Genomic DNA, 24,122 nt, shown 5'->3' with positions numbered 1-24,122 from the left:
TGCCTCTTCGCGAGCAGGCTCGCTCCCACAAGAACTGGGACAATCTGAAAGGATGCTTATGAACCTTGAGCTTTTTACACCCGTGGAGGCACTGGCAGCAGAGTTGCTGCCCCACGCTCTGGAACCGTCCGACGACGGCGCCCACGACCTCGCGCACCTTCAGCGGGTCTGGCACAACGTGCGTACGCTGCATACAGAAGAAGGCGGTGATCTGGAGGTTCTGCTCGCTGCGGTGCTCCTGCACGATTGCGTGGCTGTCGAGAAAAACTCGCCACTGCGCGCGCAAGCCTCGCGTCTGGCGGCAGAAAAGGCTTCATCGGTGCTCGCCGAAATGAATTGGCCCAGCGAAAAAATCACGGCCGTCGCCCACGCCATCGAAGCCCACAGTTTCTCCGCCAACATCACTCCGCGCACCCTCGAAGCGAAAATCGTCCAGGACGCCGACCGCCTCGACTCGCTGGGCATGCTCGGCGTCGCCCGTACGTTCTACATCGCCGGGCGCATGGGTTCGGCGCTGTACGACCCGCAGGATCCCGAAGCGAAACAGCGCGACTACGACGACAAACGTTTTTGCCTCGATCACTTCCAGACCAAACTGCTGCACCTCGCCAACGGTTTCCAGACCGCAGCCGGCCGGCGTCTGGCGCAAGTCCGTCATCAACGCCTGAAAGGTTTCATGGAACAATTCAAGGAAGAGATCGGCATCGCCTGAGGGTTACTCCGGCGCACAGCGATCCTGACGTCGCCAAGCTCAGACCTAATCCGCTCACTTGGCGTGGTAAACAGATGACGCTTAATTTTTTCCGGTCAAGGAACCGCGTCATGTCGCAAGCAACACCCACGGTATCGAGCAAGCTGTTCGGCCTGTTCTGCCTCGCCAGTTATCTGTTGTCGTTGTCCTACGGTTCGACATTTTTGCTGTCGCTGCTGATCGGTTCACGCGGCGGCAATGAACACGATGCCGGCAGTGTGATTTCGGCGGCGATGCTCAGTACGTTTGTCGCGGTGCTGGTGTCCGGGCATTTGTCGGACTGGCTCGGGGCGGCGCGTTCGATTGCAGTGTTCGGGCTGTTGCTGGTGGTGGCGAGCCTAGGTTTTGCGCTGACGCCGGGGTTCGGTCATTTACTGCTGTTTTTCGGTTTGTTGTTGGGATTGGGCTGGGGCGTTTTTTACACCTTGGGGCCGATTATCGTTGCCAGTCTGGTGACGCCGGCGCAGCGGGCCAAATATTTCGCCTTGCTGTCCGGCAGCATGATGACCGGCATCGGCAGCGGGCCATTACTGGGTCGTGCGGCGAGTGCATTGGGGTTGCCGGTGACCTCGGCATTTTATCTGGCGGCGCTGGCAAGCCTGATCGGGGTGCTGCTGTTCTGGCAGCTTGGCGCAAAACTGAAAAGTACCCAAGCCACAACCGCTGCAAGAATCACCTGGCAGACGACCACTCAAGTGCTCGGTTCACGCGCCCTGTTTCCGATCATCATGGTCGGTCTCGGCGGCTGCGTATTCGGTGGCCTGTCGAGTTTTCAGACAAGTTATGCCGCCGCCCTTTCGCTGGATTATTCGTTGTTCTTTCTCGGCTTCATGAGTGCCGCGATCAGCAGTCGGATGCTGATCTCGGGATATGTCGTCAAGCGTGATCCATTACGCGCATCGTGCCTGCTGTCGGGACTGATGCTGGGTTCGATTGTGCTGTTCGCGTTCGGTGTGCACAGCGGATTCAGCTATCTGTTGGCGGCGCTGATGCTCGGTGTCGGTTATGGCCTGACCTATTCGGTGATCAACGGCCTCGCCGCCAACGAAGCACCGGCCGGCACCACATCGCAGGCGTTGTTGCTGTTCAGTCTTTCGTACTTCATCGGTGTATTTGGTTTCCCGCTATTGGCCGGGAAAATCATCGTCGAGCATGGGATGGCAAGATTGCTGCTCACGGTATTGGCAGTGGCGCTGGCCAACTGGCTGATCACCCTTGGTCGCTTGCTCTGGCGCCGAATCAACGCCAAAACCGCAGCGACGATCTAGACCGTTCGTCGTTCATCAGGCACCAATCCAATCCGAGGGCAGACCAACGACAGGTAAGGATTCCAATCACTGGAGAAGCCCTATGATCCCGTCAAGGTTGACCGCTTTCGTATTCAGCGCCCTGCTCTGCCCTGCGGTTTTCGCCGCATCCGCCACCGCTGCGGGCACCGGCCCTACCGATCCGACCCCGCCACGCGCGCCCGCCATCAACAGTGCCCCCGGCATGAATACCGATGGTTCCGGTGTACCCCTGATCAATCAGCCTCCCGCCACCGGCACCGATCCGCGCACTCAGGGCAGTGACCCGGGTCGTCAGGGCGGCATGAACACTCCCGATGCCCCCGCCACGCCAGACAACGCGGGCCCCGGCGTCGGTTCCAAAACCACCACCGGTGGCTCCGGTTCCGAAGGCTCCGGTCAGTAGTTCGCCGACGCGAGCGTCCTGTTCACATCCACGAAGAGGTAACCATGAACGTCGATAAAAACCTGGAAAAAGAAGTCCTCACCCGCCTGCTGCATGCTCATCCGAGTGGTCTGGGCAAGGAGGTGCTGGACAATTACCGGGGCGAGAAGGTTGTGGCCAGCGCCCTCGCCGCTTTGCAGGATCGTGGACTGATTCACCACGGGCATGTGACCTGCAACGAGGCTGGCGAACATTCGTTGAACCTGCCGATCAAGCTCAGTGCAGCCGGCGTTGAGGCGGCGCGCAAGCTGGATAGCTGAGCGATATGATCGTGTGATCGTGTGATCGTGTGATCGTGTGATCGCTAATCATGCAGGAGCTGCAATTGGCTGCGATCTTTGCTTTTAGAAGATCAAAAGGTCGCAGCCTTCGGCAGCTCCTACATTGGATCTGAGGCGAACATAAATCCCCTGTGGGAGCGAGCCTGCTCGCGAAAGCGGTAGATCAGGCGCCGCCGGAATCGAGGATAAACGCATCCACCTCAGCCGCTCCCGGCGAGGTCGCCGGCCCCCAGCGCGTCACCGCAATAGCCGCTGCCGCATTCGCCCGACGCGCCGCTTCATGGGCAGACAAACCCTGCGCCAATCCGGCAATAAACACCCCGGCATGGGCATCACCGGCGCCATTGCTGTCCACGGCTTTCACGGCAAACCCCGGCACATGCCGACGCTCGTTGGCCTGTTGAATCCAGCAGCCTTGCGGCCCGTCACGCACAACCATCAGCACGTCGCTGGGCAGATGCTCAGCGAGACGATCAAGCGCGACCGCGATGTCTTCAGCACCGGTAAACCGCAGCGCTTCAACACCGTTGCTGGTCCACACATCAATGCGTGGCAGCAGCGCTTGCATCATCGGCGAGTCGGGCGATTCCACCAACGGGCCCGGATCGAAAACCACGTTGATCGAGTCCGGCAACGCCAGTGTCCAGTCGAGCAACGCTTGCGCTTTACCCTCGTGCAACAGGCTGTAGCCGCTGAGATAAACATAATCGCCCGCCTCAACCGCGACGCTGTTCAGATCCTCTTCGGTCACCTCACCTTCAGCGCCGATATAGGAAATGAAACTGCGCTCCGCCGACGCATCGGTCAGCGCCACACACAAACCGGTGTCTTTCTGCGCGGGTTCGGTGATGCCGATGTGAATCCCCTCGGCGTTCATCGCCTGGCGCGCCAGATCGCCGAAACGTCCGGTGCCATGCCGGCCAAGATAAACCACCGGCAAACCATTACGCACCGCCGCCGCCATCACATTGAACCCGCCGCCCGCTTCAAAACCGGCCGACTGCGCCAGCACGTCACCGCCAATCTGCGGCAGCTTATCCACGGCCATGACCAGGTCGATGATGACCTGGCCGGTGTGCAACATCTTAGGCATGAGCATTCTCGGTTTGCGCGGCGCGGCGATCTTTCGCCCCGCCGAGGACGAAGTAAATGCCACCAGCGACGACGAAGGTCACGATCCAGCCGAGGCCGTTGTGGCCCAGCCACGAGTCGGACAGGAAGCCCTTGAACCAGACGTTCTCGGCAGTGGTGCCGATGGTGGTGAAACTGAAGCCGAGGACGATGGCAATCGCCCACGCGCCGAATGCGCGCCATTCGATGCCGCCGCGATACCAGTAGGCACTGCTCGGGCTGACGTCGAGCAGGTCTGTCGGGCTGTAGTAGTGACGGTGAATCAGGTCGACCACAAAGATCCCGACCCATGCGGTGATCGGCACCGCCAGCAGCGAAATGAAAGTAATGAACGGCCCGTAGAAGCTGTCCGCAATCAGCATGAAGTAGATCGAGCCGGCGAAGATCGCGACGATATCGACCACTACCGCGTAGACGCGCTTGACCTTCAGGCCGAGGGTCAGCGTGGTCAGACCGGCGGAGTACACCGACAGGTTGTTCGACAGCAGCAGGCCACCGAATGCGGTGATCAGATAAGGCACCGCCATCCAGGTTGGCAGCATGTCGCGGATCGCCACGATCGGGTCAGTCGCCGACGCCAGGTCGTTGTTGCCCACCGAGAGCAAACCGCCGAGGGTGATCAACAGCACCAGCGGAATACCCGCACCAAACGCGGCAGACGCGACCAGACGCACAGCCTTGACGCTGCGATGCTGGTAGCGCGACATGTCGGCGCCAGCGTTGGCCCAACCGATACCGGTACCGGCGGCCATGGTGCCGATGCCGATGATCATTGCGCTCATCGGTGCGGGCGTGGCGTTGAACACCGCGCTCCAGTCGATGGTTGCGCAGAGGAAGCCACCAACAAGTATGTTCAGCGCGCCGAACACGTAGGTCGCCCACTTCTGGATCACCAGCAAGGTCGCGTGGCCGAGGCCGGACACCGACAGGGTCAGCAGCACAAAAATCGCGATGAAGATCAGCGTCAATACCGGTGCGCTTTTCGCTTCGACCGGTGAGCCGAACAGGATCGAACACAACGACAGCAGCACGAACGCGGCGGTGGTTGTATTGACGGTTTCCCAACCGAGACGCGACATCAGCGAGACCAGCGTCGGGCCGATATTGCCGCGCACGCCGAAGATCGCTCGCGACAAGGTCAGGCTCGGCGCACGACCACGGCGACCGGCAATCGAGATGATTCCGACTACCGCAAACGAACCGGCAGCGCCGATGATCGCGACGATGATTGCCTGCCAGATCGCCAGCCCGCGAAACGCCACCAGCGTGGCGCCCAGCGGCAGACCGAGGATGGAAATGTTGGCGGCGAACCAGACCCAGAACAGCTGCAGCGGGTGGCCGTTGCACTCGGCTTCCGGCACCGGTTCGATGCCGCGGGTTTCCAGTTGCCCGGCGCTTTGCCCGGCGTTTGATGAACTCATGAAGGTGCTCCTGTTTGCCTTTTTTGTGGTTGTGGCAATTGATGCAAAACGACAAGACATCGCGGCCGTCCTCGGCCTGTCTGTGCGATCCATTGCGGGTGAATATTCGATTATGCGGTGCGCCTATCGCTGGCAAGCCAGCTCCCACAGGGATCAGGGTGTACACAAATGTGTGTTCACAGCAAAAACCTGTGGGAGCTGGCTTGCCAGCGATGGCGTCAGTTCACTCAGCGCAAGGCCAACAGCCCCTGCACCAACGGTTCAAGCTGCAGATGATTAACGGCCTTCACCGTATCAATCATCTCGGCAGGCCAACTCTCAAGGCCCAGGCAGGCCCCAAGCATTGCACCGAGAATCGCCGCAATGGTGTCAGTGTCGCCGCCCAGACTGGCAGCCATGCACAGCGCATCAAACGCGCTCATTTCACCGACCGCGACTTGCTGCGCCAGTGCAAACGAGACCACCACCGATTCCTGCGACGCCACCGATGTGCCGATCACGTCGTAAAGCAAATCGGCGAGCAGGGCCTTGTCGCTATCGACGCTGATGCTGCGTGCCCAACTGATGCGTGACGCGATACGTCCACCGGCAACCCAGTGGCCGTGCTTTTCCGCTTGCTGAGCGATTTGCTGACCGAGGTTCAACGCCTCGCCCAGATCCATGCCGTTGATGCCCGCAGACACCACCGCCGCCACTGCCGCCGCGCTGGAAATCCCCAGCGTGGTGTTGTGAGTCACTTGGCAGGCCTGCACTACCGCCGCAATAAAACGCTCAGAGTCGGTCACGTCTGACGCAATTCCCACCGGGGTAATACGCATCGCCGCGCCGTTGGTGGTGCCATAGCGTCCGGCCTCTTCCGGCGAATGCCCGGCAAGGATCATTTCGATCGCGCGCTTGGTCGACGGCCCAAGCAAATCCTGCGAGCCCTTGGCCTGCATCTCGGCTTCCCACTCGATCAAACGTTGCGCGAGGATCGCCGGCTCGATGCGACCCTTGCCTTCGACCAGCAACTCGCCGACCAGGATTGCCTGTTCGGTGTCATCGGTGATCGAGCCTTTGGGCATGTTCGCGGCAATCGGTTGCAACGGACCGGCGTCCTGCAAATCAGTGATCTTGCCGAAGCGGGTCTGGATGGTTTCGCGGTTCAGCGATTGCGTCGGCATGCCCAGCGCATCACCGAGGGCCAGGCCATAAAACGCACCGAGGGCACGGTTGAGCGCGGTCATTTCGATTCTCCAAATTGCAGGTGCAGACGAAAATGCACCGGGTCGAGCAGGCTTTCGACCAGCTCCATGAAACGGTTCTGGCGGTCGTAGGTGGTGCGCAGGGCTTTGAGGAACACCGTGCCTTCCGGGCGTCCGAGCAGTTCAGCGTCGACGGCATTCAACGGTTCGGCGCCGATCCATTGATCACCGCGCTCGCCGATGTAGCCGTAAGCGGCCAGGGTGATGGTCAGGGAATTGTCGATCAGACCGACGCGCGGCAGGCTCTCCAGGCCGCCGGTAGCCGGCATCAAAGAACGTTCAAGGGACACCAGCGTGCCTTCGGTGGAACGGCGACGACGGTCGAGGGTGATGAATTGATCGGTGCCGAAACGCGCCATGAGATCGGGCCGGGTCACGGCTTCCAGACGCAACACTTCGGTATTGATCAGCGCCCCGCTGTCGGCCAGCGCCTGCGCCCAGCCACTGCGTTGGTCGAGGGCGACACCATCGAAGGTGACGATCGAGCCGACGCCGCTTTGCGTGGCGATGTAGTTCCGCCGTTTCAGTTCGGCCAGCGCTTCGCGCAGCGTGCCTCGGCTGACCTGGAATTCTTGAGCCAACTGATGCTCGCCGGGCAACAGAAAGCCGTCCTCCATGAGGCCGCTTTCGATGCGCCGGACGAGTTCGTCGACCACCCGTTGTTTCTTGTCAAATCGTACCTGTCTAATCATGTACAAATTGATACCCGAAACAAGCGTGGGCGGGCAAGGGATATTTAGGGAGAGTGACGAAAGGCGGGAGAATCAAAAGCCCCTCACCCTAGCCCTCTCCCAGAGGGAGAGGGGACTGAATGGGGGATATTTGGGATATACATCGACCTGAAAGTGCTTTACCGAATCCACAATCGACGAGGTCTTTCAGGTCGACGGATCACCTCGGTCGGCCCTTCCCCTCACCCTAGCCCTCTCCCAAAGGGAGAGGGGACTGAATGGGGGATATTTGGGAGATACATCGACCTGAAAGTGCTTCACCGAATCCACAATCGACCTGAAAGCGCCTTGCTGAATCCATAATCGACACAATCTTTCAGGTCGATGTATCACGCAAGACCACTCGGTCGGCCCCCTCTCCCCCAGGGAGAGGGCTGGGGTGAGGGGCTCTTGATTCTAGCGTTGCTTCAGTCGGTCAATCACCACAGCCAACAGAAGGATCGAACCACGAATCACATACTGATAAAACGTGTCGATATTCTTCAGGTTCATCGCATTCTCAATGATCGCCAAAATCAACACCCCGGCAATCACATGCCGAATCATGCCGATCCCGCCGCTCAACGACACCCCGCCCAGCACGCAAGCCGAGATCACCGTCAGTTCAAAACCCTGACCAATCATCGGCTGCCCGGAGGTCATCCGCGACGCCAGAATCACACCCGCCAGCGCACCGATCACACCGTGCACGGCAAAGATAATGATCTTGGTCCGGTCAACGTTGACGCCCGCGAGCAACGCCGCTTCCTGGTTGCCACCGATGGCCATGGTGTTACGCCCGTAGGTGGTGTAATTCAGCAGCCAGCCAAAAAACAGAAAGCAGACGATGGTGATCAGAATCGGCACCGGCACGCCGAACAACTGGCCATTGCCGAAAACGAAGAACGATTCCTGCGACACGCCCACCGCTTTGCCGTTGGCAAAAATGTACGCCAGACCGCGAACAATCTGCATGGTCGCCAACGTGGTGATCAATGCATTGACGCGCAACTTGGCAATCACAATCCCGTTGATCAGCCCGACAATCAGGCCCATCACCAACGCTGCACTGACACCGAGAAACACGCTGTTGGTGTCACGCATCACCACCGCCGCGACCACGCCGGCGCAGGCAATCACCGAGCCCACCGACAAGTCGAAGTGCCCCGATGCCAGGCAGTACAACATGGTGCACGCGGCAATCCCGGTGGTGGAAATCGCCAGACCCAGACCACGCATGTTCAGCGGCGAAAGGAAGTTGTCGATCAGCAGCGTACAGGCAACGAAAATGCCCACAGCCGCCAGCAGCATGACCCAGTCGTCGAGGAAGCGGCGCATGTCCAGCGGTTTGCGCTCTTTGGGCAGGGTTTCGTTTTGGGTTGTCATCATAGTCACCTCTCAGTTCGCCACGCCGTCAGCGCGGTGGCGCGGCAAAGCCAGTTGCAGCAGGTTGGATTCATTGGCCTGGTCGCGGCTGATTTCGCCGCGCAGGGCGCCTTCGCAGAGCACCAGAATGCGGTCGGAAATACCCATCACTTCCATCAGATCGCTGGACACCACGATCACCGAAATGCCGTCGGCGGCGAGGTTATGGATGATCTGGTAGATCTCGGCCTTGGCGCCGATGTCGATACCGCGCGTCGGCTCGTCGAGCAGCAAGACCTTCATCGGCATCGACAGCCAGCGACCGAGAATGGCCTTCTGCTGATTGCCACCGGAAAGGAATTTGATCTGCTGGCCGGCATGCGGGGTTTTCACTTTCAGGGCTTTGATCTGTTTGTCGGCATTGCCCTTTTCCCACAGACCGCGAATCAGGCAACCGAGCCCCGAATGAGCACCACGTGCGCTGATGTTGATGTTCTCGGCGACGCTGGCCAGCGGGATGATGCCTTCCTTCTTGCGATCCTCCGGACAGAGCAAAATGCCCGCCGCAATCGCATCACGCGGTGAGCGCAACTTCAGTTCGTGACCGCGCAGTTCGAGGCGTCCGGCGGTGTTGCGCTCAAGACCACTGAGCAGGCGGAACAGTTCGGTGCGCCCTGCCCCGACCAGTCCGAACAGGCCAAGAATTTCGCCTTTGTGCGCGTCGAAACTGATCGGCTCGCGCAGGCCCGGGCCGAGCAAGCCGTCGACCTTCAGCGCGACGGCGCCGCGCGGACGATGGCGGTAATCGTAGATGTCCTGAATGTCGCGCCCGACCATGCAGGTCACCAGTTGATCGTGGCTCAACTGGCTCATGTCGTCGAAGGTGCGCACGTAGCGACCGTCCTTGAATACCGTCACCGCGTCGCAAATGCGGAACACTTCTTCCATGCGGTGCGAGACGTAGAGCACGACTTTGCCCTCGTCACGCAGACGGCCGATGATCGCCATCAAACGGTCGATCTCGCGGGCCGAGAGGCTGCTGGTCGGTTCGTCGAAGGCAATCACATGGGCGCCGCGTGACAGCGCTTTGGCGATTTCGACCAATTGCCGCTGGCCGAGGGACAGGCGTCCGACCTTGGTCTGCGGATCGATTTCGTCGGCCAGGCCTTTCAGGCAATTCAAGGCTTGCTGGCGCAGCGTGCCGCGATTGATCAAACCGAAACTGGCCGGCAGATGGCCAAGAAAAAGGTTCTCGGCGACAGTCATTTCCGGCACCAGATGCAATTCCTGGTGAATCACCGCGACGCCACTGCCGATGCTGTCGGCGGTCGACTTGAACGCCATGGTCTGTTCGCCGATCTGCAACTCGCCGCTGCTCGGGATGTAGGCGCCGCCGAGGATTTTCAGCAGGGTCGATTTGCCGGCGCCGTTCTCGCCCATCAAGGCATGAACCTGCCCCGGATGCGCGACGAAACTGATAGCGTCCAGCGCTTTCACGCCGGGAAAGGTTTTGCCGATCCCGCTGAAACGCAGGCTGCCGCTGGCGCTGTGTTGTGCTTGTGTCTGTACTTGCGCGTGCATAAAGCCACCTCTTCACACCGAAAAACGGCCCGGCTGCCCGGGCCGTCGCTACGTCAGTTCCACAAGCCGATTTTTTCCAGCTCTTGCTTGAAGTTCTCGCGGGTGATCAGGGTGACGTCGTCCATCGCGGTGTACTTCGGTGGCTCTTTACCGGTGGTGACCCACTCGTACATCATCTCGGCGGTTTTGTAGCCTTCGATGTGCGGGCTTGGCAGCATCGAACCGAAGAAGCCACTGTTGGGCTTTTTCAGTTCGCCGATGGCGTCGGTGCCGTTGATGCCGATGCCGATCACGTTGGCCGCAGCAAACCCGGCGGCTTCGGTGGCGCGCACGCCGCCGAGCACGGTGTTGTCGTTCATGCCGCCGATGATCAGGTTTTTCGCCGCGCTCGGCAGTTTCACCAGCGCCGAGTTGGTGGCGTCCATGCTGCCCGGTACATCGAGGGTTTTCAGCGCGGCAAAGAGGATGTGGTCTTTCGGCATCCCAGCGTCTTCGAGGGACTTCACCGAACCGTCGGTGCGCTTCTTGCCGGTGTCGAGTTCGTTATAGGTGTTGACCACCGCATAGGTGTCCTTCCAGTCCCAGTTGCGTTTTTTCGCTTCGGCAACCATCGCGTTGCCCTGCTTCTGGCCGACTTCGAATGCCGCCATGCCGAGGTACGGCACGTCTTCCATGAACTTGCCGTTGGCGTCGACGAAACGGTCGTCGACGGCAATCACTTTCAGGTCATTGAGTTTGGCTTTGGCCATGATCGCCGGGCCGAGCGATACATCCGGCGGGCAAATCACAAAACCCTTGGCGCCGTTGGCGGCGAGGCTGTCGATGGCCGACAGGGTTTTCTCGCCATCCGGCACGGCGATCTTGATCAGTTCAAAACCCTTGTCCTTGGCGGCTTTCTCGGCGAAGGCCCACTCGGTCTGGAACCACGGTTCTTCCGCCTGTTTGACCAGGAAACCGATTTTCACGGTGTCGGCAGCGAGCAGCGCACTGCTCAGGCTGAACGCGGTAACCGCCAGGGCGGTACTGCACAGGGTACGAATCCCGAAACGACGTTTCATAAGCTGACTCCTTGTTATTTTTTTGAGCAAATTTTGAAAAGCGTTAAAGCGTGTTCCTGCAAAGCCTGTTGAAAATAGTCATATCGTATGATGATTGAATTTCAAGCGGACTCATCCGCATAAAACCCGATCAATCAGTCGTGGTACATCACCGAGCGCCCACCATCGATGGTGATGCATGACGCGTTGATGAACGGCGCTTCGTCGCTGGCCAGGAACACCGCGGTCATCGCCACTTCAAGCGGCTGGCCGATACGTTTCGGCGGGTGCAGATCAAACGCGCGCTGACGTTCAGCGTGCGGATCGGCGAAACCGTTCCAGTAATCGACGTTCAGTTGCGTTTCGATATAGCCGGGTGCGATGGCGTTCACGCGGATGCCCTTCGCGGCGTACTCGATGCCGAGGGCACGGGTCAGGCCGAGCAAACCGTGCTTGGCCACCGGATACGGAAAGCAGCCGGGAATAATGTGGCTTGAGTGGGTCGAGGCAATATTGATGATGCTGCCGACGCCCTGCTCGATCATCTGCGGCAGCACCGCTTTGCAACCGAACCAGGCGCCATCGAGGTCGATGGCGAAGCAGCGATGCCAGTCTTCTTCAGTCATTTCCAAAGGATCACGGAAGACGTTGACCCCGGCGCAGTTGACCAGCACGTCGATGCGCCCGTGCAACTCAACGGCGCGTTTGGCCATGGCGTGCAGATCGTGCTGACGCGAGACATCCGCCTTCAGCGCCTGCACATCAGAGCCCTGGTCGCGCCAGTGCGCGGCCACCTGCTCGACCTTTTCGGCCTGAATATCGCTGATCAGCAGTTTCGCTTGCTGCGAGGCAAACGCAGCGACGATGGCTTCGCCGATGCCTTGCGCAGCACCGGTGAGCAGCACGACCTTGTTTTTCAGACGCTCGCCCTTCGGCGGTGCGGGCACCGGCGGCAGGGAAAGAGGTTCAGCCATGGAACAGGACTCCTGTTTCGCGAGCACAAAAAAACCGGGCATCTGCCGATGTCCGGTCTGGAAGGCGGTTGGAACGAAACAGGCAGGCGCGGCTGACGGCATCGAGCCGTTGCGAGACGCGGACTCCACACGGGAGTGCGATAGACATTCGCTGCATCACTTCACCTGTTTTGTTCTTTTTAAGTGTGAGTGCGTGTTACTGCTGGAGCCGACTATAAACCCGACTGCCAAATAATCTCAATATATAATTTTGCATCCCATATTTTGGGATTTAGTTTGCAAACCGTGTACAGAGTTTTCCTGCAACATCAACGCGCATCGACAGCACCGCGCCATCCAATGGATGGTTGTGCGGACTCTGGGCGCTGGTGATGAACAGGGTTTTCAGGTCTTCACCGCCGAATACGCAACTGGTCGGGCGGCTGATCGGCAGGTCGATTTTGCGCTCGACTTTGCCATCCGGTGTCAGCCGCAGCAGGCAACTGCCGTCCCAGCGGGCATTCCATACATAGCCTTCGGCGTCCATCGCCGAACCGTCCGGCCCGCCCTGCTGGTCAGGGCCGTACCAGGTTTCAGCCGCACCGAGGTTGCCGTCGGTGTGAATGAAATAGCGGTGCAGCGTGCTGTCGAGGCTGTCGCCGAACAGCACTGTTGTGCCGTCATCGCTCCACAGCAGCGTGTTGGGAATCCCCAGATTACGCAGTAAGGGTGTAACTCGTTTATCCGGATCAATGCGGAACAAACCACCGGAGCGCCGAATGATCGGCAGATCTTCCCCCTGCTCGCCGATGTTGTTTTGCATGGTGCCGAGCCACAGGCGACCTTGACCATCGCAACGCGCTTCGTTGGGGCGATTGCCGGGTTGCGGATCGGCGACGCAGAACAGCGTCAGGCGTGGCTCGAGGCCGGGAGAATCGAGGTCGAGACGGTAGACGCCGCTGCTCAGGGTCACCAGTGCATCGCCGCTGGCACAGGGGATGAACGCGGAAACGTGTTCGGGCATTTGCCAGATCTGCACGTTCTGGCCAATTAGGCGCAGGGCCTGTTTGCCAGCGATGTCGACCCAGTACAACGCCTGCGTCGGTGCGTCCCAGAATGGGCCTTCACCGAGTTGGGCACGGTGTTGGGTCAGGGCGGTCCACGGCATATAACAGTCTCCATTGTTCTTGTTTTTACTGTAGGAGTGAGCCTGCTCGCGATCGCGGTAGACCAGTCGAAGCTACTTTGCCTGATACGACGCTATCGCGAGCAGGCTCACTCCTACAGGGGATTTTTGTGTCAGCCCGCTTTTCTGTCAGCCATGACTTTCGGGTAAAAACGTTTGATCGCCAGATCGGCGTTATCAATCAGGGTCATGCACGCCCACACACCGCGCGCAGAATCGCGGGCGGCGATGGCATCGGCCATGTCCTTGTGGATCGGCAAAGTGCGGCGCAGTTCATCCGGATCGGCCGCAGAAACTTCAAATGACACCGCGAGCAACGCGCCGAGCGCCGGGACCATTTGTTCGATGAATTGGTTGTGGCTCGCCGCGAGGATGCATTCATGGAAGGACTGATCGGCGCGGTTGTAATCGGTGCCGCTGTCGACCGCACGCTCAAGGGCGTTGTAGGCCAGTTGCACCGCTTCGATCTGCTCCAGGGTCGCGCGCTCACAGGCCCAGCGCACGGCCATCGGTTCGATGGTGCGGCGCAGGTCGAGCAAGTCATCGACGAAGTTTTCCGGCAAGCCATTACGCGACAGCCAACCGACGACCTGCGGATCGAACAGGTTCCAGCGCCGCACCGGCAGCACGCGCGTGCCGACTTTCGGCCCGACTTCGAGCATGCCTTTGGCGACGAGGGTTTTGATCGCTTCGCGGATGACCGTGCGACTGACCCCGAGCTGTTCACCCAGATCGGCCTCGACCTTGATGGTCTGCCCCGGTTTGACCTGGCCGGCGGCGATCCAGCTGCCCAGCCAGTCGACCGTGGATGCGTGATAGCTGCTGGACATGAACACCTCAAAACGGATCGCGATGGGTGATCAAGCTAATCATCATATGATTAGCTGTCAACGACAAAAAAGATCGCAGCCTTCGGCAGCTCCTACAGGTGTACGCCATGTAGGAGCTGCCGAAGGCTGCGATCTTTTAAGGTTCGAGGCCGATGCGGAAGAACTCGCCGCCGCTCCACACACCCAGCCAGCGCTGGCCGTCGATTTCACGGCTGACCGCCAGTTCCACCAGTTGATAGAACACATTGCGATGAATCAGCGCTTCAAGGTTGGTACGCACATGCACGTAAGGCGCCGGCTCTTGCGTTGTCGGATCGATCTCGACGCGGATCGGATGCTCCGACCCGGCCTCGGCGGTTTCTTCAACGTTGGTGGTGAAGCGCAACAATTGCGCCTCCCCTTCGCCTTCAACCTCGACCGCAATCGCCACAAACGGCGCATCGTCGACCTTGATCCCGACCTTCTCGACCGGCGTGATCAGGAAATAATCATCACCATCGCGGCGGATGATGGTGGAGAACAACTTGACCATCGGCTTGCGCCCGATCGGCGTGCCCAGGTAATACCAGGTGCCGTCGCGGGCGATGCGCATATCGATGTCGCCGCAAAAGTCCGGGTTCCACAAGTGCACCGGCGGCAAGCCTTTGGTTTTCGGGATCTGTCCCAACAGGTCATTGGCTTTTTGCGGGCCACTCATGGCGTTCTCCTTGAATTATTGGTCGCCGACTCCCAACAGACTGCGCGCGTACTGTGCCAGCGGCGGGCCGATCAGGTCTTCGGGCTTGCTGTCGTGGAACGTCAGTAAACCGCCACGACTCTTGATCCGTGCAGTATCAATCAAATACTGGGTGCTGGTCTCGATCAACATGATCTGAATCACGCCGCCGTCGATGCCGAGACGATCCACGGCTTCCTGATCGAGCCACTCGTCAGAGTTGCCGATGCGGTCGTCAGCCTTGGCAAAACGCGTGTACAGCAGATAATGCGCGCCAGCGTCACGAGCTTCGCCCATTGCCTGATCGAGGCCTTCCGGCGCACGCGCGCGACGAACCATCGGGAAGTATTCGACGAAACCCTTGAAGGCTTCTTCGGCCACCACATTGGGGCGTGGATATGAACCACCCGGCGGGGCGAACGCACCTTGGGCGATGTAGATGAACGAGTCCGGTTGAATACGGAAGTTGTTCACCCGACGGCTGTCGCTGTGGTCCAGCAATCCTGCATCGCTCATCTGGTAGCGAGTGCCTTCGGCCATATCGCTGACAGTCATACAGCCGCCAAGCGCCAAAACGGCCAGCAGCAAAACCAGGCTACGCATCCTATTCCTCCAGAGGCCGGTGACGGAAAACCGGCGAATGGCCGTTGGATGCAGCTTTTGCGCCAGCTCGGGATCTTTGTCGAATGAAGGATGGCTTTCGCGAGCAGGCTCGCTCCCACAGGATTACGAAAACCCTGTGGGAGCGAGCCTGCTCGCGAAAAAGAGGTATCAGCCGCCGATAATCTTCATGACTGTTGCGCCGCCAGAAAACGCCACTTCCTGCTTGTCCCCTAACGCTTTGACCAGCAAACGCTGCAGCGCCGGCAAGGCTTGATGACGCGGTTTGTCGAGCAGATCGCCGACATAGTGGCGGTTACTCGACGACAGGCAACCGTGCAGCCAACCGGTCGACGACAGGCGCAAACGCGAGCAGGTCCGGCAGAACGGCACGCTTTCGTTGGCGATCACGCCAAAGTTGCCCAGCCCAGGGATCGCATAACGCACGGCCGTGGCGTCCACAGGCGCATCGGTTTGCGCATACTCGTAGCGCTCGCCAATCAGCTCCAGCAACTGTTGCAGGCTGACGAACTGTTGCAGGAACGCATTGTTGTCCTTGGCCAGATGGCCCATGCGCATCAACTCGATGAAACGCAGTTCGTATCCGCGCGCCAGGCAGTAATCGAGCAGCGGCATCACCTGATCAAGGTTCTGCCCGCGCAATGGCACCATGTTGACCTTGATCTTCATCCCAGCGGCGCTCGCCTGATCCATGCCATCGAGCACGGTAGCCAGGTCACCGCCACGGGCAATGCTGCGGAACGCGCCGGCGTCGAGAGTATCGAGGGACACATTAATCCGACGCAGACCGGCATCCACCAGCAGCGGGAGTTTTTTCGCGAGGAGTTGACCGTTGGTCGTCAGGCTGATGTCGTCCAGGCCCATCTTGCCGACAGCCGTCATGAACGATTCGAGTTTGGGGCTGACCAGCGGCTCACCGCCAGTAATGCGCAAGCGCTCGATGCCAGCGGCTTCGATCAGATACGCCACGCCACGTGCCATGGCTTCGGCCGACAGTTCATCCTGCGCAGCCACCAACCGCTTGCCGTTAGGCACGCAGTAGGTACACGCGTAATTGCAGGCTGAGGTCAGGCTGATGCGCAAATTGCGAAAACGCCTGCCTTGACGGTCAACGATCATGATCACTCCGGCGATAGAATTTCGAGCTGCTAAAACTTGACTCACAAATCAAGTTTTAGCAAGCCCTATGCCTGAGTATATTCCTGCGGTACCGCGTCATGTAGCGAAATCATGGCGCAATAAGGCAGCTGAATGGTTCAGCTGCTTGGGGTTTCCGGATCGCGCTTGCGCTTGTTGCCCATACGCACGCCGATGTCCATCAGGAACTGGAAGAAACCTTCCTGATCTTCCAGCACATTGCTCCAGAACGGCGAGTGATACAGCGCGACAGCGCCGTGCACCAGGGCCCAGGCCGCGCAATAGTGGAAGTAAGGCGGCACGTCTTCGAGCTTGCCTTCGCTGATGCGGCCCTTGATCAGCAGGGTCAGGCGTTCAAAGTTCGAGGCACGGATCTTGTGCAGCTCCTCGACCATTTCTGGTACCTGATTGCCCTTGACCACCTTCTCTTCGAGGCGGTCGAACAGGCGATAGCGCTGCGGGTCGCGCATGCGGAATTCGAAGTAGGCGCGGGACAGCGCTTCCTTGTCCTTGTCGACATCAGCCGAATGCAGCAGCTCGTTCAAATCACGCTCGTAGTCGAGCATCAGGCGCAGATAGATCTCGGCCTTGGATTTGAAGTGCTTGTAGATCGTGCCTTTGCCGATACCCACGGCATCAGCAATCATCTCGACGGTGACACTGTCTTCACCTTGGTCGAGGAACAGCTTGAGCGCGGTATCGAGAATTTCTTGCTCGCGGCGACGAAACTCACGGACCTTACGAGGTTCTTTGTGCATAAGAAAAGGTCTGAAGGGTCAAAATTCGAAGCCGCGTATTATGCCTAACTTGCGCAAAAATGCACGGATCATCCGACCATATCTGTGTTTCTTGTTCGTTTTGAGAACGTTTTGGGCGCAATGAGAACTCAACTGAAGCGAACGTATTCCAAATTTGTTTAAAAACCCCGACCAGCTAACTGGACTGCGCGCCAGACTGATCAATACTTGAACTGTCGGGCGACATCTCCCCCAAGTGTCGCGCCGATAAAGGTACCAAGGGACCGCGTGCCTTTGTTTTACTCCTAATGGTCTTAACCCGGATTCACCCCCCAGAACCCGGGTTTTTTTTGCCTGCGATTTAACGCGTGGCCCAGCTACCTGCACATCACAACTGTAAGGGCTGCCGCAGGCTTCGATCTGTGGCCTTTGCCTGTCAAAATCAAGATCAAAAGATCGCAGCCTTCGGCAGCTCCTACACGGCCGATTTAACGGAGGCCAGCGGAAACAGGCGCTTGAAGTTCTCGGTGGTCTGTTCGGCAAACCGCTCGTAGTTCTCACCGCGCAACATCGCCAGGAATTCCGCCACTTCACGCACGTATTGCGGCAGATTCGGCTTGCCGCGATAAGGGATCGGCGCCAGGTACGGCGAATCGGTTTCTACCAGCAGGCGATCCGCCGGCACCTTGCTCGCGACATCGCGCAGCGCATCGGCATTGCGGAACGTGACGATACCCGACAAGGAAATGTAATAGCCCATGTCCAGCGCAGCCTTGGCCATGTCCCAGTCTTCGGTGAAGCAATGCAGCACACCGGCCTGGGGCAACGCCGCTTCGCGCAGCAGTTCAAGGGTATCGGCGCGAGCGCCACGGGTATGGATGATCACCGGTTTGCCGGTCTGCTGCGCGGCTTGCAGGTGCAGGCGGAAAGACTCCTGCTGCAATTCGGCGGCTTCCGGCTCGTAGTGATAGTCCAGACCGGTTTCGCCGATCGCCACCACCTTCGGGTGATTAAGTTCGTGCAGCAACCAGTCCAGCGCAGGCGCCGCGCCCGGCTGTACATCCAGCGGATGCACGCCAACCGAACAATCAACGTCGTCGTAACGCTCAGCCAGCGCTTTGACGTCGGCGGCGTTATCGGCACTCACACCGATGCACAGAAAGTGCCCTACTCCGCGCTCGCGTGCCGCATCAAGTGCGGCATCCAGCGAGCCGTCATGGGCAGCGAGGTCGAGGCGATCAAGGTGACAATGGGAATCTACGAGCATAAAAAGACGGTTACTTACATCGTATGAGTGGGACGGTCGGATTTAAGCGCTCCGGCCAGATGGGTTTCGATGCGACTGCGCGCGGTGTTGTCGCCATCGTTGAACTGCACGCCGACACCGGCGGCGCGGTTACCTTGTGCACCTTTGGGAGTGATCCAGGTGACTTTGCCGGCAACCGGAATCTTCTCGGCCTCGTCCATCAGGTTGAGCAGCATGAACACCTCATCGCCCAACCTGTAGCTCTTGTTGGTCGGGATGAACAAGCCACCGTTCTTGATGAACGGCATGTAAGCGGCGTAAAGCACCGACTTGTCCTTGATGGTCAGAGACAAAATGCCGTTGCGCGGGCCCGGGCTGACAGATTCATTCATGTTGACCTCCACTGCTGATGCTCAGAGTCTAGGTACATTCTTATCTTTGACCAGGCAATCCCGCCCATTGCACCAACAATGCTTCAAGCAACAGTGCCGGATTGAGGTTGGCCTTGCTCATGACTTTCTGGCGCTGGGCGAGAATCCAGTCCTGAATCTCGAGAACTTTGCCCTGCGCGCTTTTCTGCGCCAGATACTGCACGACTTTACGCATATCGGTCAGACCGAGACCCGCTTCATCCTGCGTCAATTGATAGCGCAGGATCAGGCTCGACCAATCACAGAACCAGTCGAACAGCCGCAGCATCGGTATGCTTTTCCATTCTTCGGCCAGTTGTGTCGGCGATTGCTGTTGCTTGAGCAACTTCTTCACGCCCTCGACCACTTGCGCGCGCTGTTCGCGCACACCCTGCGACTGCAGACTGACCGCCATCAGCGGCGATCCGGCGGCCAGCGTCAGCAGTTCGACACGTTCGTCTTCGGAGCAATCCGGCAAAGCCTGAGCCAGCCATTGCAAGCTCATCGCCTCGCCCGGCAACGGACAGGCCTGCTGTACGCAGCGGCTCTTGATCGTCGGCAGCAAACGGCTGGTCTGATGGCTGACCAACAGCAAAACCGTATCGCCGGACGGCTCTTCAAGGCTTTTCAGCAAGGCGTTGGCGGCGTTGATATTCATCGACTCGACCGGCTCGATCAGCACCACTTTGCGCCCGCCCAGTTGCGCGGTCTGCACCACGAAGCTGACCAGATCACGCACCTGATCGACCTTGATGGCCTTGTCGGCTTCTTCCGGTTCGAGGATGTAATTGTCAGGGTGGCTACCAGCCTTGAGCAGCAGGCAGGATTTGCACTCGCCGCAGGCTTCCGGTGTCGGCCGCTGGCAAAGCAGGCTCGCCATCAAACGTTCGGCCAGCGCACGCTTGCCGATACCAGCCGGGCCGTGCAGCAGATAGGCGTGCGCGTGCTGCTTACGCCCGGCCAGTTGCTGCCAGAGACTGTCCTGCCATGGATAGGCCTCAGCCACGGGCCAGCTCCAGCAGATTCGGAATCAGGGTATCCAGCGATTGCTGTACCTTGGCCAACGGCTGACCGGCGTCAATGCGCACATAGCGCGCAGGATCGGCTTCAGCACGTTTGAGAAACGCATTGCGCACTGCCTCGAAAAACGCCCGGCCTTCCAGCTCGAAACGATCCAGACGACCACGGGCACTGGCGCGGGCCAGGCCGATTTCCACCGGCAGATCGAAAATCAGCGTCAGGTCCGGGCGCAGATCGCCTTGCACAAAGGTTTCCAGCGTGGCGATGCGCTCGAGCGACAAGCCGCGACCGCCGCCCTGATAGGCGTAAGTCGAATCGGTGAAGCGATCGCACAGCACCACGGCACCACGCACCAGTGCCGGGCGGATCACCTCGGCCAGGTGCTGGGCGCGTGCGGCGAATACCAGCAGCAATTCGGCATCCGGGGTCATGACTTCGTCAGCTGGCGCCAACAACACCTCGCGAATTCGCTCGGCCAGTGGCGTACCGCCGGGCTCACGGGTCAACACCACCTCGATACCGGCGGCGCGCAGGCGCTCGGAGAGGTATTCGCGGTTGGTGCTTTTGCCGGCGCCTTCCGGGCCTTCCAGCGTAATAAACAAGCCAGTCACAGGCAGTCCTTAATCAAAGTCATTGCGTGTTTTGTGGGGCGGCGGCTTCCGGTGCCGGGGTCGGCGCAGGCTCCTGAGCTGGAACCTGCGGCAACGCTTCCGGCGCCGTATCCGGTGATGCACCTGGAAGCGCTTCTTCCGTCGCCGGGGCCGCTTCAGGCGTCACCGCAGGCGCCGGGCTGGAACGATAATCCGCGCGGCGCTTGAGCTGATATTCACGCACCGCATTGTTATGCGCATCCAGATCATCAGAGAAGACATGGCTGCCGTCGCCACGGGCAACGAAATACAGGCTGGTACCTTCGACCGGATTCAGCGCCGCATGAATCGCTTCACGCCCGACCATCGCAATCGGTGTCGGCGGCAGGCCAGGAATCACATACGTGTTATACGCCGTCGGCTCTTTCAAGTGCGCACGGGTCAACTTGCCGGTGTAGCGATCGCCCAGGCCATAGATGACTGTCGGATCGGTCTGCAACTGCATCCCCAAGGCCATTCGACGCACGAAGACGCCAGCAATCTGCCCGCGCTCCTGGGGTACGCCGGTCTCTTTCTCGACCAGCGAGGCCATGATCAGCGCTTGATAAGGCTCGGTGTACGGCACATCGGCAGAACGGCTTGCCCACTCTTTCGCCAGGACTTCGTCGAGGCGATCAAAGGCTTTCTTCAGCAACTCGGCATCAGACATGCCACGCACGAAGCGGTAGGTATCGGGGAAGAAACGGCCTTCCGGGAACAGACCTTTATGACCAATCTTCGCCATGACGTCGCTGTCGCTCAAACCGTTCAGGGTCTGTTCGATTTTCTCGTCCTTGGCCAATGCGGCGCGCACTTGATGGAAGTTCCAGCCTTCCACCAGGGTCAGGCTGTACTGAACCACGTCGCCACGTTTCCACGAGTCGATCAGACCGTTGACGGTCATGCCCGGCTGCATGCGGTATTCGCCGCTGTGGATCGGTGTACCCGCGAGGTTGAAGCGCCAATAGACCCGCAACCAGAACGCGTCCTTGATGACGCCATCGGTTTCGAGTCCAAGAAAAGTACGGGTCGGTGTCGAGCCTTTCGGCACATCCAGCAGTTCTTCCTGCGTGATGTTCAGGGGCTGTTCCAGCGCGGAGTGAATCATCCAGGCGCTGGCGCCCAGCAACAGCCCTGCCAGAACCAGTCCGGTTTCCAGCAGCAGCAAAAGTTTACGTCTCACTAATCAGGCATCCAGTAGGGCGCGGGCAATGGTTTGCAGTTTACGGGTGAGCGGGCCAACCGGCCAGCTCAGTGCAGCGTAGGCGCGTACCGGCCAGACGCCATAAACGCTGTTGCAGAGAAACACTTCATCGGCCCATTGCAGCTGTTCGAGGCTGATGTCGGCGATTTGTGTGGGGATGGCCAAAGACTCGGCCTGAAACAATATTTCGGCACGCATCACGCCGGCAACGCCGCAGCGCTTCAAGTCCGGCGTGATCAACACACCGTCGCGCACCAGAAACACATTGCTGAACACTCCTTCGATGACTCGACCGGCCTGATCAAGCATCAAGCCTTCGGCGTGCTCGCTGTCCTGCCATTCGGCGCGGGCGAGCACCTGTTCAAGGCGATTGAGGTGTTTGAGTCCGGCGAGTAACGGCTGTTTGGCCAGGCGCGTGCTGCACGGAAACAGGCGCACGCCCTGCTCGGCATGAACAGCAGGATAAGCAGCAGGAGGATTGCCTTGCAGAATGCGTCGACCCGGTGCGGCAGGGTCGGGCGCATAACCGCGCAAGCCGTCGCCACGGGTGAGGATAAGCTTGAGCACGCCCTCGCCCATCGCTGCCGCATAACTCAGCAGCTCTTGGCGAATCAGCTCGATATCGGCCGCGATGGCCAGACGTGAACAACCATCGGCCAATCGCCTCAGGTGTCGATCCAGCAGGATCGGCTGACCATTGCGCACAGCGATGGTCTCGAACAGACCATCGCCGTAAGCCAGGCCGCGATCTTTCAGCGACAGACTGTCAGCCGGTTGACCGTCGACCCAGCAGTCCATCAGCCTGCGAACCGACGGAACGCCAGGGTGCCGTTGGTGCCGCCAAAACCGAAGGAGTTGGACAGCACGACATCGATGTCCATGTTGCGCGCGGTGTGCGGCACAAAATCGAGATCGCAGCCTTCGTCCGGCTCTTCGAGGTTGATGGTCGGTGGCGCCACTTGGCTGTTGATCGCCAGCACGCTGAAGATTGCTTCCACCGCGCCCGCCGCGCCCAGCAGGTGACCGGTCATCGACTTGGTCGAGCTGACTGCCAGTTTGTAGGCGTGTTCACCGAACACCGACTTGATCGCATTGGCTTCGGCAAGGTCGCCGGCCGGGGTCGAGGTACCGTGGGCATTGATGTACTGCACTTGATCGACGTTGATCTTCGCGTCGCGCAGGGCGTTGGTGATGCAGCGCGCTGCACCGGCGCCGTCGGCCGGTGGCGAGGTCATGTGGAACGCATCGCCGCTGGTGCCGAAACCGATCAGTTCGGCATAAATGGTCGCACCGCGTGCCTTGGCATGTTCCAGTTCTTCAAGAACCAGTGCACCGGCACCGTCGGACAGCACGAAACCGTCACGGCCCTTGTCCCATGGACGGCTGGCGCGAGTCGGCTCATCGTTGCGGGTCGACAGCGCACGGGACGCGCCGAAGCCGCCCATGCCCAGACCGCACGCGGCCATTTCAGCACCACCGGCAATCATCACGTCGGCTTCGTCGTACATGATGTTGCGCGCCGCCATGCCGATGCAGTGCGTACCGGTGGTGCATGCAGTGGCGATGGCGTAGTTAGGTCCCTGTGCGCCCAGATGGATGGACAGGAAACCGGAAATCATATTGATGATCGAGCCTGGCACGAAGAATGGCGAGATTCGACGCGGGCCCGTCTCATGCAGAGTACGGCTGGTTTCTTCGATGTTGGTCAGACCGCCGATACCCGATCCCATGGCCACGCCAATGCGTTCACGGTTGGCGTCGGTGACTTCGAGCCCTGCATTGCGCACGGCTTGAAAGCCGGCAGCGAGACCGTACTGAATGAACAGGTCGAGCTTGCGCGCTTCCTTGACCGACAGGTATTCCTCGACATTGAAACCCTTTACCGAGCCGCCAAAGCGGGTGGAATAGGCAGACCAATGCCACTGCGGCCAGCCAGAATGCCCTGCCAACTGCTCGGCACATCCGTGCCCAGTGGCGACAACATACCCATACCGGTGACTACGACGCGTCTACGCGACACAGCACTCTCCTTTTTCAAATGACGACGACTTTGCATCAGGCCTAAAGAAAAAACCGCACGCCATGATGGCAGTGCGGTTTTTCCATGACAGCAAACAACGATTACAAACTATTACGCCTGGTGGCTAGTAACGTAGTCGATTGCAGCTTGTACAGTAGTGAT

24 protein-coding genes and 1 pseudogene are annotated in these 24,122 nt (G+C 59.6%); 4 read left to right on the top strand and 21 right to left on the bottom strand.

Features of this window, described 5'->3' with window-relative positions; translation table 11 throughout:
* The first annotated feature begins 58 nt into the window (after window positions 1-58).
* The 4 genes from ACIPIZ_RS18990 to ACIPIZ_RS18975 all read left to right on the top strand — a co-directional run bounded on the left by ACIPIZ_RS18990 (window position 59) and on the right by ACIPIZ_RS18975 (window position 2,742).
* Entirely contained in the window at window positions 59-712 is a 654-nt protein-coding gene (locus ACIPIZ_RS18990) for an HD domain-containing protein (protein WP_401166694.1), read from the top strand.
* Window positions 713-822: 110 nt separating this feature from the next.
* Complete coding sequence (locus tag ACIPIZ_RS18985) at window positions 823-2,019, top strand: MFS transporter (protein ID WP_401166691.1); 1,197 nt, start codon at window positions 823-825, stop codon at window positions 2,017-2,019.
* 82 nt (window positions 2,020-2,101) lie between these two features.
* Entirely contained in the window at window positions 2,102-2,443 is a 342-nt protein-coding gene (locus ACIPIZ_RS18980; protein ID WP_007908306.1) for a hypothetical protein, read from the top strand.
* Between the two features lie 44 nt (window positions 2,444-2,487).
* The gene (locus ACIPIZ_RS18975) at window positions 2,488-2,742 is read left to right on the top strand and encodes a hypothetical protein (protein WP_092279308.1); all 255 of its coding nucleotides are present in this window, start codon (window positions 2,488-2,490) and stop codon (window positions 2,740-2,742) included.
* 184 nt (window positions 2,743-2,926) lie between these two features.
* On the opposite strand, the gene ACIPIZ_RS18970 is transcribed toward ACIPIZ_RS18975, so the two are convergent.
* The 21 genes and pseudogenes from ACIPIZ_RS18970 to fabF all read right to left on the bottom strand — a co-directional run bounded on the left by ACIPIZ_RS18970 (window position 2,927) and on the right by fabF (window position 23,960).
* On the bottom strand, window positions 2,927-3,856 hold the full coding sequence (locus ACIPIZ_RS18970) for a PfkB family carbohydrate kinase (RefSeq protein ID WP_401166687.1): 930 nt from the start codon (window positions 3,854-3,856) through the stop codon (window positions 2,927-2,929).
* Complete coding sequence (locus ACIPIZ_RS18965; RefSeq protein WP_038364464.1) at window positions 3,849-5,315, bottom strand: cytosine permease; 1,467 nt, start codon at window positions 5,313-5,315, stop codon at window positions 3,849-3,851. The genes ACIPIZ_RS18970 and ACIPIZ_RS18965 overlap by 8 nt, the downstream gene beginning before the upstream one ends.
* 227 nt (window positions 5,316-5,542) lie before the next feature.
* On the bottom strand, window positions 5,543-6,541 hold the full coding sequence (locus ACIPIZ_RS18960) for an ADP-ribosylglycohydrolase family protein (RefSeq protein WP_064391492.1): 999 nt from the start codon (window positions 6,539-6,541) through the stop codon (window positions 5,543-5,545).
* Window positions 6,538-7,251 (bottom strand): GntR family transcriptional regulator, encoded by a 714-nt coding sequence (locus tag ACIPIZ_RS18955; RefSeq protein ID WP_122661675.1) that lies wholly within the window; start codon window positions 7,249-7,251, stop codon window positions 6,538-6,540. The genes ACIPIZ_RS18960 and ACIPIZ_RS18955 overlap by 4 nt, the downstream gene beginning before the upstream one ends.
* Before the next feature lie 435 nt (window positions 7,252-7,686).
* Window positions 7,687-8,655, bottom strand: a complete 969-nt coding sequence (araH, locus tag ACIPIZ_RS18950) for an L-arabinose ABC transporter permease AraH (RefSeq protein WP_026000669.1) — start codon at window positions 8,653-8,655, stop codon at window positions 7,687-7,689.
* Window positions 8,656-8,667: 12 nt separating this feature from the next.
* Window positions 8,668-10,215 carry an L-arabinose ABC transporter ATP-binding protein AraG gene (gene araG, locus ACIPIZ_RS18945; RefSeq protein WP_105705282.1) on the bottom strand — a complete coding sequence of 516 codons (1,548 nt, stop codon included), beginning with the start codon at window positions 10,213-10,215 and terminating at the stop codon, window positions 8,668-8,670.
* 53 nt (window positions 10,216-10,268) lie between these two features.
* Window positions 10,269-11,273, bottom strand: coding sequence for a substrate-binding domain-containing protein (locus ACIPIZ_RS18940; protein ID WP_064120360.1), 1,005 nt, complete (start codon window positions 11,271-11,273; stop codon window positions 10,269-10,271).
* Between the two features lie 134 nt (window positions 11,274-11,407).
* Window positions 11,408-12,226, bottom strand: a complete 819-nt coding sequence (locus tag ACIPIZ_RS18935; protein WP_105705284.1) for an SDR family oxidoreductase — start codon at window positions 12,224-12,226, stop codon at window positions 11,408-11,410.
* Between the two features lie 271 nt (window positions 12,227-12,497).
* Window positions 12,498-13,373 carry an SMP-30/gluconolactonase/LRE family protein gene (locus ACIPIZ_RS18930; protein WP_150648316.1) on the bottom strand — a complete coding sequence of 292 codons (876 nt, stop codon included), beginning with the start codon at window positions 13,371-13,373 and terminating at the stop codon, window positions 12,498-12,500.
* Between the two features lie 131 nt (window positions 13,374-13,504).
* The gene (locus ACIPIZ_RS18925; RefSeq protein WP_064391498.1) at window positions 13,505-14,221 is read right to left on the bottom strand and encodes a FadR/GntR family transcriptional regulator; all 717 of its coding nucleotides are present in this window, start codon (window positions 14,219-14,221) and stop codon (window positions 13,505-13,507) included.
* A 136-nt stretch (window positions 14,222-14,357) separates the two neighbouring features.
* On the bottom strand, window positions 14,358-14,918 hold the full coding sequence (locus ACIPIZ_RS18920) for a DUF1285 domain-containing protein (protein ID WP_122661677.1): 561 nt from the start codon (window positions 14,916-14,918) through the stop codon (window positions 14,358-14,360).
* A 15-nt stretch (window positions 14,919-14,933) separates the two neighbouring features.
* Complete coding sequence (locus ACIPIZ_RS18915) at window positions 14,934-15,539, bottom strand: DUF4823 domain-containing protein (protein ID WP_064120365.1); 606 nt, start codon at window positions 15,537-15,539, stop codon at window positions 14,934-14,936.
* A 168-nt stretch (window positions 15,540-15,707) separates the two neighbouring features.
* Window positions 15,708-16,676 carry a GTP 3',8-cyclase MoaA gene (locus tag ACIPIZ_RS18910; protein WP_064391500.1) on the bottom strand — a complete coding sequence of 323 codons (969 nt, stop codon included), beginning with the start codon at window positions 16,674-16,676 and terminating at the stop codon, window positions 15,708-15,710.
* Between the two features lie 137 nt (window positions 16,677-16,813).
* Entirely contained in the window at window positions 16,814-17,452 is a 639-nt protein-coding gene (locus ACIPIZ_RS18905; RefSeq protein ID WP_016986022.1) for a TetR/AcrR family transcriptional regulator, read from the bottom strand.
* 454 nt (window positions 17,453-17,906) lie between these two features.
* Window positions 17,907-18,698 (bottom strand): TatD family hydrolase, encoded by a 792-nt coding sequence (locus ACIPIZ_RS18900; protein WP_122853838.1) that lies wholly within the window; start codon window positions 18,696-18,698, stop codon window positions 17,907-17,909.
* A 14-nt stretch (window positions 18,699-18,712) separates the two neighbouring features.
* Entirely contained in the window at window positions 18,713-19,069 is a 357-nt protein-coding gene (locus ACIPIZ_RS18895; protein ID WP_064391502.1) for a PilZ domain-containing protein, read from the bottom strand.
* Between the two features lie 40 nt (window positions 19,070-19,109).
* Window positions 19,110-20,093: a DNA polymerase III subunit delta' gene (locus ACIPIZ_RS18890; RefSeq protein ID WP_095048608.1), complete on the bottom strand. Its 984-nt coding sequence runs from the start codon at window positions 20,091-20,093 to the stop codon at window positions 19,110-19,112.
* Entirely contained in the window at window positions 20,086-20,718 is a 633-nt protein-coding gene (gene tmk / locus ACIPIZ_RS18885) for a dTMP kinase (RefSeq protein ID WP_401166674.1), read from the bottom strand. The genes ACIPIZ_RS18890 and tmk overlap by 8 nt, the downstream gene beginning before the upstream one ends.
* A gap of 19 nt (window positions 20,719-20,737) precedes the next feature.
* Window positions 20,738-21,919 carry an endolytic transglycosylase MltG gene (gene mltG / locus ACIPIZ_RS18880; protein ID WP_105705292.1) on the bottom strand — a complete coding sequence of 394 codons (1,182 nt, stop codon included), beginning with the start codon at window positions 21,917-21,919 and terminating at the stop codon, window positions 20,738-20,740.
* Window positions 21,920-21,922: 3 nt separating this feature from the next.
* On the bottom strand, window positions 21,923-22,738 hold the full coding sequence (gene pabC, locus ACIPIZ_RS18875; RefSeq protein WP_064391506.1) for an aminodeoxychorismate lyase: 816 nt from the start codon (window positions 22,736-22,738) through the stop codon (window positions 21,923-21,925).
* Window positions 22,738-23,960 (bottom strand): annotated as a pseudogene (gene fabF, locus ACIPIZ_RS18870) (beta-ketoacyl-ACP synthase II). The gene pabC and the pseudogene fabF overlap by 1 nt, the downstream one beginning before the upstream one ends.
* Window positions 23,961-24,122: the final 162 nt, after the last annotated feature.

The organism is Pseudomonas sp. NPDC087690, from assembly GCF_044743175.1.
Lineage (GTDB): Bacteria > Pseudomonadota > Gammaproteobacteria > Pseudomonadales > Pseudomonadaceae > Aquipseudomonas.
Note: the sequence above shows the minus strand (reverse complement) of the source record. Positions and strands in the feature narration are given on the sequence as shown.

Bases quoted from the DNA above. Each gene is read 5' to 3' on its own strand.
- ACIPIZ_RS18975 (WP_092279308.1), top strand. From the start codon at position 2,488: ATGAACGTCGATAAAAACCTGGAAAAAGAAGTCCTCACCCGCCTGCTG.
- ACIPIZ_RS18925 (WP_064391498.1), bottom strand. From the start codon at position 14,221: ATGTCCAGCAGCTATCACGCATCCACGGTCGACTGGCTGGGCAGCTGG.
- ACIPIZ_RS18955 (WP_122661675.1), bottom strand. From the start codon at position 7,251: ATGATTAGACAGGTACGATTTGACAAGAAACAACGGGTGGTCGACGAA.
- pabC (WP_064391506.1), bottom strand. From the start codon at position 22,738: ATGGACTGCTGGGTCGACGGTCAACCGGCTGACAGTCTGTCGCTGAAA.
- ACIPIZ_RS18930 (WP_150648316.1), bottom strand. From the start codon at position 13,373: ATGCCGTGGACCGCCCTGACCCAACACCGTGCCCAACTCGGTGAAGGC.
- ACIPIZ_RS18985 (WP_401166691.1), top strand. From the start codon at position 823: ATGTCGCAAGCAACACCCACGGTATCGAGCAAGCTGTTCGGCCTGTTC.
- ACIPIZ_RS18970 (WP_401166687.1), bottom strand. From the start codon at position 3,856: ATGCCTAAGATGTTGCACACCGGCCAGGTCATCATCGACCTGGTCATG.
- araH (WP_026000669.1), bottom strand. From the start codon at position 8,655: ATGACAACCCAAAACGAAACCCTGCCCAAAGAGCGCAAACCGCTGGAC.
- ACIPIZ_RS18910 (WP_064391500.1), bottom strand. From the start codon at position 16,676: ATGATCGTTGACCGTCAAGGCAGGCGTTTTCGCAATTTGCGCATCAGC.
- ACIPIZ_RS18990 (WP_401166694.1), top strand. From the start codon at position 59: ATGAACCTTGAGCTTTTTACACCCGTGGAGGCACTGGCAGCAGAGTTG.
- ACIPIZ_RS18960 (WP_064391492.1), bottom strand. From the start codon at position 6,541: ATGACCGCGCTCAACCGTGCCCTCGGTGCGTTTTATGGCCTGGCCCTC.
- ACIPIZ_RS18965 (WP_038364464.1), bottom strand. From the start codon at position 5,315: ATGAGTTCATCAAACGCCGGGCAAAGCGCCGGGCAACTGGAAACCCGC.
- ACIPIZ_RS18980 (WP_007908306.1), top strand. From the start codon at position 2,102: ATGATCCCGTCAAGGTTGACCGCTTTCGTATTCAGCGCCCTGCTCTGC.
- ACIPIZ_RS18905 (WP_016986022.1), bottom strand. From the start codon at position 17,452: ATGCACAAAGAACCTCGTAAGGTCCGTGAGTTTCGTCGCCGCGAGCAA.
- ACIPIZ_RS18935 (WP_105705284.1), bottom strand. From the start codon at position 12,226: ATGGCTGAACCTCTTTCCCTGCCGCCGGTGCCCGCACCGCCGAAGGGC.
- araG (WP_105705282.1), bottom strand. From the start codon at position 10,215: ATGCACGCGCAAGTACAGACACAAGCACAACACAGCGCCAGCGGCAGC.
- ACIPIZ_RS18920 (WP_122661677.1), bottom strand. From the start codon at position 14,918: ATGAGTGGCCCGCAAAAAGCCAATGACCTGTTGGGACAGATCCCGAAA.
- ACIPIZ_RS18915 (WP_064120365.1), bottom strand. From the start codon at position 15,539: ATGCGTAGCCTGGTTTTGCTGCTGGCCGTTTTGGCGCTTGGCGGCTGT.
- ACIPIZ_RS18900 (WP_122853838.1), bottom strand. From the start codon at position 18,698: ATGCTCGTAGATTCCCATTGTCACCTTGATCGCCTCGACCTCGCTGCC.
- ACIPIZ_RS18895 (WP_064391502.1), bottom strand. From the start codon at position 19,069: ATGAATGAATCTGTCAGCCCGGGCCCGCGCAACGGCATTTTGTCTCTG.
- ACIPIZ_RS18940 (WP_064120360.1), bottom strand. From the start codon at position 11,273: ATGAAACGTCGTTTCGGGATTCGTACCCTGTGCAGTACCGCCCTGGCG.